We start from the raw sequence: 12433 nt of genomic DNA, 5'->3' as shown, positions 1-12433 counted from the left end.
GCGCGGCCTTTGACGCTGCAGCCAGGGGTCAGGCGCCGCCGAAGCGATAGCTCGACACCACGAGCCCGCCCATGAACGCGTCCTCGTGATAGACGCGTTCGCCGGCCTCGCCTTCGGCCGCGCCGACCGCGACCATCAGCGGAATCAGGTGCTCCTCGCGCGGATGCGCCATGCGCGCGGCGGGCGCCGCTTCCCAGTTCTGCAGATGCGCGGCGCGTTCGGCTGGCGCGCCCTTCACCACCGCCGCGTCGAGCCAGTCGTCGAAGGCCTTCGACACGCCGTGCGCCTGCGGGCCGAAGTTGCGCAGGTTGTGATAGCTCAACCCGCTGCCAACGATCAGCACGTCCTCGTCGCGCAACGGAGCGAGCGCACGGCCAAGTGCCAGGTGCTCGGCCGGATCGAGCCCGCGACGCAGCGACAGCTGCACCACCGGCACGTCGGCCTTCGGGTACATCGCGGCCATTGGCGAGAACATGCCGTGGTCGTAGCCGCGCTCGGAGTCGATCTGCACCGGCAGGCCGGCGGCCGCGATGAGCGACTGCACGCGCTGCGCGAGTTCGGGCGAACCGGGCGCGTCGTAATGCACCTCGTAGGTATGGGCCGGGAAGCCGCCGTAGTCGTAGATCATCGGCGGCTTCGGGTTGCCCTGCACCGTGAAAGCCGGCGCCTCCCAATGCGCCGACACCATGAGGATGGCCTTGGGCGTGCGGCCGATCTGCCGCGGCATGTCGGCGAGCGAGGCGGCGAGCTGGTCGTAGGTGGCGCCCATCTCCTTCTTCATCCAGGGCCAGGGGCCGCCGCCGTGGGAGATGAAGTACGTGGGGAGGCGCGATGTGGTGTTGTCGTGGGTCAAGTCGATGCTCCTTCAAGCGTTGGATCGACTGTAGACATTTCCTCCAGGGAAATCGACAGGCTACGATGCATGGAATCATTTCTCCACAGGAAACCATCGATGGACCGCATGACCAGCCTGCGCGTGTTCCGCGAAGTCGTCGAGGCCGGCAGCTTCACGGCCGCGGCCGGGCGGCTCGCGATGTCGCCGCCCATGGCGAGCAAGCACGTGGCGCAGCTCGAGAAGTCGCTCGGCGCGCGCCTCCTGCACCGCTCCAGCCGCCACCTGAGCCTCACGGAAGCCGGCACCGCCTGGTACGAGCAGAGCCGCCGCGCGCTCGACCTGCTCGATGCGGCCGAAGCCGCCATCGGCCAGACAAGCGAGGCGCCGCGCGGCCAGCTCAAGGTGAGCGCGCCGGTGTGGTGTGCCACGCCGCGCTTCGCGCGCGTGCTCGCCGACCACCGCGAGCGATTTCCGGAAGTGCTGGTCGACATGCACCTGGAGAACCGCAAGGTCGATCTGGCCGCCGACGGCTACGACCTCGCGTTGCGTGCCACGCAGGAGCCCTCGCCCGCGCTGATCGCGCGGCCGCTGTGCCGCGTGCCCTTTCATCTCGCGGGCACGCCCGAGTACCTTGAGCGCATGGGCGGCTGTCCCGCGCTGCCGGCCGACCTGTCGCGGCTCGGCGCGATCGTGCCGAGCTATGTGAACCTGGACAACCTTGCACTCAAGGGCCCGGGCGGGCGGATGCTGCCGCTGCGCCTCACGCCCGCGATGCGCTCGGACGACACCACGCTCACGCTGCACGCGGTGCATGCGGGCATGGGCATCGCGTTCATGCCGTTGTGGCTCATCGACGACGACCTCGCGGAGGGCCGGCTCGTGCGGCTGCTGCCGGACTACGAGGCCGAGCCCGTCACGCTCTTCGCGGTGTACACCAGCCGGCAGTACATGGCGCCCAAGCTGCGTACTTTCATCGACTTCCTCGGCGAGCGGCTCCGCGCGCTGGAACCAAAGGCAACGCCGCATGTCACGGCGAAGCCACGCAGAAGGTAGAAGAACGCACCTTTTAGGGGCAAGGTCATGCGAGCGCGGCTAAAGTCCAAGGCTCTCTGGGAGACCGTGTCCTTGTTCCGCTTCTTCGAAAAACTCCTTCACCCCTACCCCGCCGCCGAACCGCCACTGCCGCCGCAAGGCTTCTTCGCCTTCCTGTGGGCCTGCACGCATGGCGTGCGCGGCAAGATCGCCGTCATGGCGGTGCTCACGGCCATCATGTCGATCTTCGAGGCGGCGCTGTTCGCCATCCTCGGGCGCATCGTCGACTGGCTCGGCGGCCAGGTGCCGTCGCGGCTGTGGGCCGAGCGCGGCGACATGCTGCTGTGGATGGCTGCGGTGCTGGTGATCAGCATCCTGGTGGTGGCGCTGCAGACCATCGTCAAGCACCAGACGCTGGCGGTGAACCTGCCGATGCGCCTGCGCTGGAACTTCCACCGGCTGATGCTGGGCCAGAGCATGGCCTTCTACCAGGACGAGTTCGCGGGCCGCATCACCGCCAAGGTGATGCAGACCGCGCTCGCGGTGCGCGACACCATCTTCGTGCTGGCCGACGTGCTGGTCGCCATGGGCGTGTATGTCGCGACCATGATCATCCTGGTGGGCGTGCTCGACGCGCAACTGGTGTGGCCCTTCATCATCTGGCTGGCGCTCTACATCGGTTCGCTCGCCTACTTCGTTCCGCGCCTGGGCAAGGTCGGCAAGGCGCAAGCCGATGCGCGCGCGCTCATGACCGGCCGCGTGACCGACGCCTACACCAACATCCAGACCGTCAAGCTGTTCTCGCACACGCAGCGCGAGGCGGGCTTTGCGCGCGATGCGATGCGCGAGTTCATGCACACGGGCTACGGCCAGATGCGCCTGGTGAGCGCCTTCGAGATCGTCAACCACACGCTGAGCATGGGCCTCACGGCCGGCATGGCGGGCACCGCGCTGTGGCTCTGGTCGAACGGCACCGTGGGCGTGGGCGCGGTGGCCGCGGCCACCGCGATGGCGCTTCGGCTGCAGGGCATGTCGCACTGGATCATGTGGGAAATGACCAGCCTGTTCGAGAACATCGGCACGGTGCAGGACGGCATGAAGACACTGTCGCGCCCGCGCACCGTGCTCGACGCTCCCGACGCCGGCGTGCTCGAAGTGCCGCGCGGCGAAGTGCGCTTCGACCATGCGAGCTTCCGCTATGCCGACGCGGGCCGCCGCGTGATCGACGACCTGAACCTCACCGTCAAGCCTGGCGAGAAGATCGGCCTGGTCGGCCGCTCGGGCGCCGGCAAGTCGACGCTGGTGAACCTGCTGCTGCGCTTTCATGACCTGGAGAGCGGCCGCATCCTCGTCGACGGGCAGGACATCGCGCACGTCACGCAGGATTCGCTGCGCAGCCATATCGGCATGGTCACGCAGGACACCTCGCTGATGCACCGATCGGTGGCCGACAACATCGCCTACGGCCGGCCCGATGCGACGCTCGCGCAGATCGAGGCGGCGGCCCGGCGCGCCGAGGCGCACGACTTCATCCAGACCCTGGGCGATGCGAGCGGCCGGCGCGGCTACGAGGCGCATGTGGGCGAACGCGGCGTGAAGCTCTCGGGCGGCCAGCGCCAGCGCGTGGCGATCGCGCGCGTGATGCTGAAGGACGCGCCGATCCTGCTGCTCGACGAAGCGACCAGCGCGCTCGATTCCGAGGTGGAGGCCGCGATCCAGCAGAGCCTGTACACGCTGATGGAAGGCAAGACCGTGATCGCGATCGCGCACCGGCTCTCGACCATCGCGGCGATGGACCGGCTGATCGTGCTCGACGAAGGCCGCGTGGTGGAAGAAGGCGACCACCGCACGCTGATGGCGCAGGGCGGCCTCTATGCGCGCTTGTGGGCGCACCAGAGCGGCGGCTTCCTGGGCGACAACCTGGAAGACGAGGCGCTCAGGGCCTAGTCAAAACCAACCCGGTAGAGGTGAAACGTCCGCCGGGTCTGGAACCCGAGGCGTTCGTAGAGCCCGATGGCCGTCGCGTTGTCGTCGCGGACATGCAGGAAAGGCGTTTCGCCGCGCCCGCGTATCTCGCGGCGAAGGATGTTCATGAGGCGGCCCGCGATGCCCCTGCCGCGGTTCGCGTCGTTCACGCAGACTGCGCTGATTTCGGTGTACCCGTCGAACCGCATCCGTTCGCCTGCCATCGCGACGAGGCGTCCGCCGGCCTGGATGCCGATGTAGCTGCCCATCTCATGCGTTCGCGGGCCGAAGGGGCCGGGCTTGGTCTCAAGGGCCAGTTCCAACATCGCGGGGGCGTCCGAGGCGCCCAGCCGGAGAACCTCGCCTTGCGCGACGCTGGGCGCTTCGCCGGTGTCCACCATCTGGCACACGGCAAACAGGCGTTCCGCGTGCACCCCTTCCGCCGACGGCAGCGGCTCGGCAGCCGTAAGCAGCACGTGCTCGCCCGACGCGAGGAGCAGGCGAAGCTGCCGGAAGGCCTCGGGCGTCGTGTTCGCCACGCCGGCGAACGCGGCGACCTCCGGGTGATAGCGGGCAGCGAGCGCTTCGCGCCGCCCCAGATGCACCTGCTTCGTGGCAAGGGCGAACCATGTCGGGTTGTCGAGCTGCCTTTGATCGGGATGTTTCGCCATGCACCCAGTTTAGGCAGCGGGCCCGTGCTGGGCTACAGTCGCAAACGACATCTTTGATGCGATTCACGACATGAAGCTTTGCATCCTTGCCCTCGACGGCGCGTTCGACACCGGCATCACCGCCTTGCTGGACACCTTTGCCACGGCCAACGAACTGGCCATGCTCCAGGGGGCGGCATCCCCGCAGTTCGACGTGCGGCTCGTCGGCGTCAGAAGGCGCATTCGCACGGCCATGGGCTTCACCACGGCGGTCGAGCCGGCGAGCACGCTCGGGCGGCCCGATTGGGTGGTGGTGCCGGCCTTGAACGCCAAGCAGCCCGCGAGTCTTGTCGAGGCGCTGGAGCGGCGCGATGTACGCGAAGCCAAGGAGCATCTTCGCGCCTGGCATGCGGAGGGCATCGGCATCGCGGCCGCCTGCATCGGCACCTTCCTGCTCGCCGACGCGGGACTGCTGGACCACGGCGAGGCGACCACGACATGGTCGCTCGCGCCGCTCTTTCGCCATCGCTACCCGGCGGTGAAGCTGGACGATTCGCGCATGGTCATCACATCGCGCGGGGTGGTGACGGCGGGCGCGATGATGGGCCACCTCGACCTGGCGCTCTGGCTGGTCCGCCAAGCCAGCCCCGAGCTGGCGGCACGCGTGGCGCGGCTGATGCTCGTGGACAGCCGCTCGTCGCAGGCGCAGTACATCATTCCGGACTTCGTGGCTCACGCCGATCCGTTGATTGCAAGGTTCGAGCGCTGGTCGCGAGAACATCTGGCGCAAGGGTTCTCGCTGCAGGCTTCCGCGGATGCATTGCACGTTCACCCGCGCACCTTGCAGCGCCGGATGGAATCGGTGCTGGGCAAGTCGCCCCTCGCTTTCTTCCAGGACCTGCGGATCGAACACGCCAAGCGGCTCGTGTCATCCGGCGGCGACCTCGAGGGGATCGCCGCGGAGGTCGGCTACGCCGATGCCTCGACCCTGAGGAACCTCTTGCGCCGCAAGCTCGGGCGCGGCGTGCGGGAGCTTCGCGCGGAGATGAGATAGCAGCCGTGTCAGCGCATCAGGTCGGCAGCGCGCCGGCCTCGTACTGCGCGACGAACTCCCCGCTCGGCGGGATCGGCTTGATGATGTCGATCAGCACCCCGTTCGGGTCGCGCGTGATGAAGTGGCGCTGGCCGAAAGCCTCGTCACGCAGCGGCAGGAGGATCGGCAGGCCCGCCGCCTTCAGCCGGTCGTGAACGGCGTCGGGGTCGTCCACCTCGAAGTTCAGCAGCAGCCCGCCCACCACCTGGCCGCGCGCCGGTGCGGGAATGGTCTCGTGGCGGCCGTCGAGCACGGCGAGGTTCACCGAAGGCTCGCCCTCCAGCTGCAGGTGCACGTACCAGTCGCTGGTGAAAAGCGGCACGAAACCGAAGTGCGATTGGTAGAAAGCGGCGGTGCCCGCCACGTCCCCGGTCATGACGACGGGGTAGTAGCTCGTGACTTTCATGGGAAGCATGGGACAGGTCCTTTCATAAAACATACAGACTGTACGTACATTAAATACTAACCTACAGACAGCCTGCATGTAAATTACCTTCCATGGCCACCAACCGCGAACGCACCGAAAGCACCCAGCTCGCGCTGATCGAAGCCGCCCGCGCGCTTTTCGTCAGCAAGGGCTACGGCGACACCTCCACTCCCGAAATCGCGCTGGCCGCGGGCATCACGCGCGGCGCGCTGTACCACCACTTCGCGGACAAGCGCGACCTGTTCCGGCAGGTGCTGGCGCGCGAGGCCATGGCGGTCGCAGCCGACATCGAAGCCGCCACGCCTGAGCAACTGGGCCCGCGCGAGGCGCTGCTCCAGGGCAGCGAGGCTTACCTGAACGCCATGACCGTGCCCGGCCGCACGCGGCTCTTGCTGGTCGACGGCCCGGCCGTGCTGGGCATGGCGGAGGCCATGGCAATCGACGATGCCAATGCGGCGCAGTCGCTGCGCGCGGGCCTGAAACGCGCCGGCATGGGGCGCGGCGAAGTCTCGGTCGATGCGCTGTCGCAACTGCTGTCGGCCGCCTTCGACCGCGCCGCGCTGGAAATCGATGCGGGCGCCGACGCCAAGGAAGTTCGCGCCGCCATGCACTGGCTGGTCGAGCAGGCGCTGGGCCCCGTCAGGAAACGCTAGGGCCTCAGACGATCCCGCGCCCGCCCATGCGGACGGGCCACCTGGCGACCGTGCCACGCTGCATCGATTCGAGCGTCGTCTGCGTGAACACGTTGATGCTCACGTGCCGCGCGAGGTAGTGCTCCAGCACCAGGCCCAGCAGATACGGGCTCGTGCCGGAGAAGCCTTCTTCATCCACGCTCAGGGTGCACTGCACGCCGCGCCCATAGATCAACGGCCCCGAGCCCGGCAGGCGCCGCGTCACGGGCTCGATGCGCGAGCCCACGAGGCTGTCGATCTGCCGGCGCAGCACGTCGCTGTCGGCCGACACGAACAGCCGCAGCATGTCGCGCAATGCCTGCGCGCCCTCGCGGTGCGGCATGTCGGCCAACGGCAGGTGGTTGAAGCCCAGTTGGCGGATCAGCCGCCATGCAATTTCACGTTGCGCGAATGGCGACTTGGGCGTGCTCGGTGGCCGGATCAATCCCACCGCCGACACAGGGATCGAGTCGGACACCGCGAGATCGGCGTGTCCGTTTCGCGGCACCAGGCATGGCAGGTCGCGGTTCGTGAGCATCGCCTTCACCGACAGGTAGCGCAGGCTCTCCGGATACGGCGCCTCGTGCTGGTCGACCAGCGAGAGAAACACCTCGGTCCCGATGTACGGTGTGCGCGTGCCGTACTTGCGCGCGGTGTTGGACACCAGCCGCGGCTCGCGGCGCACCGAGAAGTAACGGCAGTAGTTCCCCTCGTCTTCATTGAGCGTCTGGTAGAGCGGACGGAACTCCAGCTCGGCCGTGGTCTGCGCCTGCTGGCCCGCGATGCGCTGGACTGAATAGACCTCGAGGTCGAGCGGGCGCGAGCGGTCGGGCACCAGGTGGAACTCGGGCTGCGCCGCGTTGAGCTCGACGCGGTCGGTGCGCCGCTCGAACAGGTTGACCACCGGCGTGCTGAACAGCGCGAACTGCGCCGCATCGACCAGCGAACCCAGCGCCCCCGGCGGCTTGCTCAACAGCACGACGACCTCGACCTCCCTGCCCTGCGCCCGTGCCAGCCCCGGCGCCAGTTGGGTCAGCGTGAAGAAATAGAAGCGCTCGGGGCACGCGAAGTATTCGTGCAGCAGGTTGTGGCCATGGAAGGTGTTCCATGCCAGCGGCAACAGCCCCTGCCCCGGCGCCAGTCCTTCATGCACCAGCGCCCCATCGGTCACGACGTGCGGCCGCTCCATCAGCTTGCCCGGCTCGCCGACGAAGGTGGCAACCGCCGAGGTGTGCAGCAGCTCGAAGAGATGCGAGGCCACATGCTCGTTGCCGCGCAGGTAGATGGGCAGCCGGTCGAGCCCGACCAGCGCGCCGAAGCCCATTTCGCCCACGGTGCGCAGCCGCAGCCGCAGCGCGCCTGACACCTGCACATGCGGCGGCAGGTAGCGTTCCAGCGCAGGAATGTCGGGGGGCGCGCCGGTGAGCTTCGCATCGACGATCTCGATGGGCCACAGCGTCACGTCCTGGCTCGAGCGGAACTCGCACGGCGTTTCCTCGCCCGCCGGCACCCGGGCATGGAAGGCCGTGCCACGCGGCACCACGAAGCCGCGGGTGAAATCGCCCTCTTTCACGCTCGGATGCAACTGCGCCACCGCCATCGACGGCGTGGGGCTCAGGTAGTTGGGGTACAGCACTTCGAGCAGCCGCTGGGTGAAGCGCGGAAACTCCGCGTCCAGCTTGATCTGCATGCGCGCCGAGAGAAAGCTGAACGATTCGATGAGCCGCTCCACATACGGGTCGGCCACCTCGATGCCGTGCATGCCGAGGCGCCGCGCGATCTTCGGGTGCGATGCGGCAAACTCGCTCGCGGCCTCGCGCATGTAGACCAGTTCCTTGTTGTAGTAGTCGAGAAGTTGCGGGTCCATGGCGATGTGATTTCCCTGAGTGAAGTTGTTTGTCGTGATGAAAGGTCAGCGCGATGAAGAGATCACGCGCATGCGGTTGGTCTCCAGATCGACTGCGCTCTGCACGGTGAAGGCGAGCGGATAAGGCTGCAGATGGATCAGTGCGCGAATCTCGAACAGCAGCACGTTGTATTCGCCGGCCGCGCCACCCTCCTTCATCAGCGGCACGACCGTCACCGTCTCGGGAATCAGCCGCGGCTCGTAGTCCTGGATGGCGCGGCGGATGATGCGTTCGATGTCGGCCCACCGGCGCTCCGACAGGTAGCTGCCCGCCAGCGGCGGCACGCCGAAGTTGATCGTCGAGGACGCCGCATCCGCATGGCGCGTGCGGTCGATCAGGTCTTCGGCATTGGTGGTGTTGAGCAGGTAGGCCAGGTCGCGCTGCACGATGCCGCGCATCTGCGCGGGCGTCACGGCGTACTCGGAGGCCAGTTCGCTGGTACGGCTCGGGGCCTCGTCGCGCAGGCGGTCGAACAGCGTGGGGAGCAGTTGCGCGTTGGGATGCATGGCCGGTGCATCGGCCGGACGGAGTGAACGGGCGCCGGGGTGCGCAAGGTGGGCACCGGTGAAGGAAGACTGCTCGGCAGGTCGCATGGCTGGGCCTTTCTGGAAGGGCCAGAGTCTTGCGTGGATGCGGGTGGCTCATTGCAAACAATGGTCACATCCTGCGGTGTGCGCTGACAAAGGCGCGCAAAGCGGGGATTTGTCATGCGCTGCTGCGCTTCGCAAGTCCTACAGCACTGGCCGCCCCTCGCCGACATCACCCACGCCACCGAAGTCTCATCCTTGATTCATCCCAATCAACGAGGAGTCCTCGCGTGAATTCCATCATCTATATCGTCGGTCTGGTCGTGGTCGTAGTCGCCGTGCTGTCGTTCTTCGGCCTGCGCTGAGAACGCATCGCGCTTTTCAACCCGACATCCCTTCGAGAACGGGGCCGCACGCGGCCCCGTTTCTCGTGGGCGCTCGCAAGGCGCCGGGCATAATTCCGGCGCCCCGGCACTCCGCAGGGCATGACCAGCGAAGGGACCCTGTTGACCGACACCGCGTTGCGCGAACCTGCCTTTCCGGATGCGGTGATCACCGAGGCGATCCGATGGACCGAAGAGACCGGTCCGCTCGATGACGCGCAGGCCCTGCGCACTGCCGCCTCGCGTGCGAACGATGGCCACGCCCGCATCACCGAACGCGCCCTTCACCTCGGCGAACGCATCGGGCTTCGATCTGAATTGACACGCGCCCGCCAATGGGCGCCCTGGGTTCTGCTCGCGCTGGTGGCGCTGATCGTCGTGGCGGGGCTGGGCCTTGCGGGCAACGTGGTGGGCGGGAGCGAGCGGCACATCAACGTGATCGTCGCTCTCGTGAGCCTGCTGGGCCTGCATGCGCTCACGCTGCTGCTGTGGCTGGTCGGCCTGTGGCTGCCGGCGGGGTCGTTCGGCACCGCGTCGCTCGGCTGGATCTGGATGTCGCTCACTGCGCGCGTGGCGAGCGGCAAGCGCGGTCAGGCGCCATTGCTGGTGCGCGCGACCACCGGACTGCTGACCCGCGCCAGATTGCTCCCGTGGGCCCTTGGACTCGTGAGCCATGGCATCTGGACGCTGTCCTTCGCCGTGGTGTTGGCCGCGATGCTGTTCGCGCTGGCCTTTCGCAGCTACACGCTGAGCTGGGAGACGACGATCCTCGATCCGGCTTTCTTCGTGCGCGCGGTGCAGGTGCTGGGCTGGGCGCCGGCGCAGCTCGGTTTTCCGGTGCCGGACGCGGCCACGGTTCTCTCGGCCACCCCGGGCGCCGCAGGCCAGCGCACCTGGGCGATGTGGCTGACCGGCTGCATCGTCGTCTACGGACTGCTGCCGCGCCTGGCGCTGGTGTTGCTGAGCGCCGCCATCTGGCGTGCCCGCCGCAAGGCGCTGCAGCCCGACTGGAGCGAGCCCTACTACCGCAAGCTGCTGACGCGCTTCGCCGCGCTGGCGCCGGCCGCCATCGTCGATGCGGACCCGGGTCGCACACGCGGCGCCACGCCCGCCCGGCTGGCGTCCTCCGAACTGCAGGACGCGCTCTTCGTCATCGGCTTCGAGCTGCCGCCCGACATGCCGTGGCCGCCCGCCGGCCTGCCCGCCGATGCCGCACAGGTGCTGCGCATCGACGGCAGCGCCCCCGCCCGCCGCTCACTGCTTGACCAGTTGGCACAGGCCCGCCCGCGCGCCGTGCTGCTGGTGTGCCACGCCGCATCGAGCCCCGACCGCGGCACCGAACGGTTTCTCCGCGAAGTGCTCGCGCATTGCGGCGAATGCCGGCTGTGGCTCGCCGAAGCGACCGGCGGCATGGCGTCCCGCTGGATCGACTGGCTGCGCGACACGGGCCTCGAACGCATCGCCGCCAGCAACAGTCTCGACACCGCCTTGCAAGGACTGGTCGCCCCATGACGCAAGAAGCCATCCGCATCGCCGTCGTCGGCCACACCAACGCGGGCAAGACCTCGCTGCTGCGCACGCTCACGCGGCGCGTCGGGTTCGGCGAGGTGTCGCAGCGCCCTGGCACCACCCGCCATGTCGAATCGGTCGACCTCGATGTGAACGGCGAGGCCGCCGTGCGCTTCTTCGACACGCCGGGCCTGGAAGACGCGGTGGCGCTGCGCGAGCATCTCGCGGGCTTCGATGCGGGGGCCACGCCGCCCGAGCGCATCCGCCAGTTCCTGCAGGGGCCCGAGGCGCACGGCGTGTTCGAGCAGGAGGCCAAGGTGCTGCGCACCATGCTCGATATCGACGCGGCCTTTCTCGTCATCGACGTGCGCGAGCCGGTGCTGCCGAAGTTCCGCGACGAGATCGAGCTGCTCAACTCGTGCGCGCGTCCTGTGCTGCCGGTGCTGAACTTCGTGCGCGATGCAGCCAGCCGCGAGCCCGCGTGGAAAGAACTGCTCTCGGCCTACGGCCTGCACGTGCAGGTGCGCTTCGATACGGCCGCGCCTTTCGTCGGCGCCGAGCACGACCTGTACAACGACCTCGCCACGCTGCTGCGCGAGCGCCGTGACCAGTTGCGGGGCGTGGCCGATTTCCTCGACACCGAGGCCGCCCAGCGCCGCCAGTCCGCCTGCACGCGCATCGCCGGATTGCTGGTCGATGCGGCCGCGATCCGCCGCACCGTGTCGGCCACCGAGTTCGCCGACCCGGCGCGGCGCGAAGCGCTCGTCACCGCCCTTCGCAAGACCGTGTTCGACAAGGCCCAGCGCTGCACCGACGACCTGCTCGCGCTGTACGGCTTTCGCCAGGGCGATGCCGACGAGGCGCCGCTACCGATCGTCGAAGGCCGCTGGACGCTCGATTTCTTCAGCCCCGAAGCGATGAAGGACGCGGGCCTGCGTCTCGGCAAGGGCGCCGTCATCGGCGCTGCCGTGGGCGTGGTGGCCGACCTCGCCGTGGCGGGCATCTCGCTCGGCGCGGGCGCGGCATTGGGCGGCGCCATCGGTGGCGCCGTGTCTCAGGGCTGGGGGCCGCTGGGCCGCAAGCTCGCCAACAAGCTGCGCGACGTGCATGAGGTCACCGTGGAAGACGGCGTGCTCTTCACGCTGGTTGCCTGGCAGCTCAAGCTCACCCAGGCGCTGGAGCAGCGCGGCCACGCGGCGACGCAGCGCATCGCCGCCGACACACCCAAGGACGGCGATGCACCCACGCGCGCCGCAGCCGCTGCGGTGCGCGGCGCGCAGGCCGCGCGCAACCACCCCGAGTGGGAATCGACCGGCATCGTGACCCGCAGTTTCTGGCGCCCTTCGCCGCAGCGCGAAGCGCTGGTTGCCGACCTCTCGCACACGCTGCTGCCCGCATTCGACGCCTGACGCCGGGCTTGACTTGCAGCCGGCG

The 12433-nt window shown here is 68.4% G+C and carries 11 protein-coding genes; 6 read left to right on the top strand and 5 right to left on the bottom strand.

Going from position 1 to position 12433, the window contains the following annotated elements:
- Nucleotides 1–28 precede the first annotated feature (28 nt).
- Nucleotides 29–853 (bottom strand): DODA-type extradiol aromatic ring-opening family dioxygenase, encoded by an 825-nt coding sequence (locus tag ACSFA7_RS03375; protein WP_435498069.1) that lies wholly within the window; start codon nucleotides 851–853, stop codon nucleotides 29–31.
- Nucleotides 854–952: 99 nt separating this feature from the next.
- Here ACSFA7_RS03375 and ACSFA7_RS03370 point away from each other — a divergent pair, with 99 nt between their 5' ends.
- Both ACSFA7_RS03370 and ACSFA7_RS03365 read left to right on the top strand, forming a co-directional pair.
- The gene (locus ACSFA7_RS03370) at nucleotides 953–1888 is read left to right on the top strand and encodes a LysR family transcriptional regulator (RefSeq protein ID WP_435498068.1); all 936 of its coding nucleotides are present in this window, start codon (nucleotides 953–955) and stop codon (nucleotides 1886–1888) included.
- A 27-nt stretch (nucleotides 1889–1915) separates the two neighbouring features.
- Nucleotides 1916–3814 carry an ABC transporter ATP-binding protein gene (locus tag ACSFA7_RS03365; RefSeq protein ID WP_435498067.1) on the top strand — a complete coding sequence of 633 codons (1899 nt, stop codon included), beginning with the start codon at nucleotides 1916–1918 and terminating at the stop codon, nucleotides 3812–3814.
- Here the strand turns inward: ACSFA7_RS03365 and ACSFA7_RS03360 are convergent.
- Entirely contained in the window at nucleotides 3811–4503 is a 693-nt protein-coding gene (locus ACSFA7_RS03360; protein ID WP_435498066.1) for a GNAT family N-acetyltransferase, read from the bottom strand. The genes ACSFA7_RS03365 and ACSFA7_RS03360 overlap by 4 nt on opposite strands.
- Nucleotides 4504–4573: 70 nt before the next feature.
- Here ACSFA7_RS03360 and ACSFA7_RS03355 point away from each other — a divergent pair, with 70 nt between their 5' ends.
- Nucleotides 4574–5536, top strand: a complete 963-nt coding sequence (locus tag ACSFA7_RS03355) for a GlxA family transcriptional regulator (protein WP_435498065.1) — start codon at nucleotides 4574–4576, stop codon at nucleotides 5534–5536.
- A gap of 16 nt (nucleotides 5537–5552) precedes the next feature.
- Here the strand turns inward: ACSFA7_RS03355 and ACSFA7_RS03350 are convergent, their stop codons facing one another.
- Entirely contained in the window at nucleotides 5553–5981 is a 429-nt protein-coding gene (locus ACSFA7_RS03350) for a VOC family protein (protein WP_435498885.1), read from the bottom strand.
- Between the two features lie 92 nt (nucleotides 5982–6073).
- Here ACSFA7_RS03350 and ACSFA7_RS03345 point away from each other — a divergent pair, with 92 nt between their 5' ends.
- Nucleotides 6074–6655 (top strand): TetR/AcrR family transcriptional regulator, encoded by a 582-nt coding sequence (locus ACSFA7_RS03345; protein WP_435498064.1) that lies wholly within the window; start codon nucleotides 6074–6076, stop codon nucleotides 6653–6655.
- A gap of 4 nt (nucleotides 6656–6659) precedes the next feature.
- On the opposite strand, the gene tssF is transcribed toward ACSFA7_RS03345, so the two are convergent.
- Nucleotides 6660–8540, bottom strand: a complete 1881-nt coding sequence (gene tssF / locus ACSFA7_RS03340; protein ID WP_435498063.1) for a type VI secretion system baseplate subunit TssF — start codon at nucleotides 8538–8540, stop codon at nucleotides 6660–6662.
- 45 nt (nucleotides 8541–8585) lie between these two features.
- The gene (gene tssE, locus ACSFA7_RS03335; RefSeq protein WP_435498884.1) at nucleotides 8586–9086 is read right to left on the bottom strand and encodes a type VI secretion system baseplate subunit TssE; all 501 of its coding nucleotides are present in this window, start codon (nucleotides 9084–9086) and stop codon (nucleotides 8586–8588) included.
- 506 nt (nucleotides 9087–9592) lie between these two features.
- Between tssE and ACSFA7_RS03330 the strand changes: the two genes are divergently transcribed.
- A complete protein-coding gene (locus tag ACSFA7_RS03330) occupies nucleotides 9593–11002 on the top strand; it encodes a DUF2868 domain-containing protein (protein ID WP_435498062.1) in 1410 nt (469 codons plus the stop codon).
- Nucleotides 10999–12408 (top strand): GTPase/DUF3482 domain-containing protein, encoded by a 1410-nt coding sequence (locus ACSFA7_RS03325; protein ID WP_435498061.1) that lies wholly within the window; start codon nucleotides 10999–11001, stop codon nucleotides 12406–12408. Before ACSFA7_RS03330 ends, ACSFA7_RS03325 begins: the two co-directional genes overlap by 4 nt.
- Nucleotides 12409–12433: the final 25 nt, after the last annotated feature.

It is taken from the genome of Variovorax trehalosi, assembly GCF_051216415.1.
Lineage (GTDB): Bacteria > Pseudomonadota > Gammaproteobacteria > Burkholderiales > Burkholderiaceae_C > Variovorax.
The sequence above is the reverse complement of the archived record's forward strand: the minus strand, read 5'-3'. Positions and strand labels throughout refer to the sequence as shown.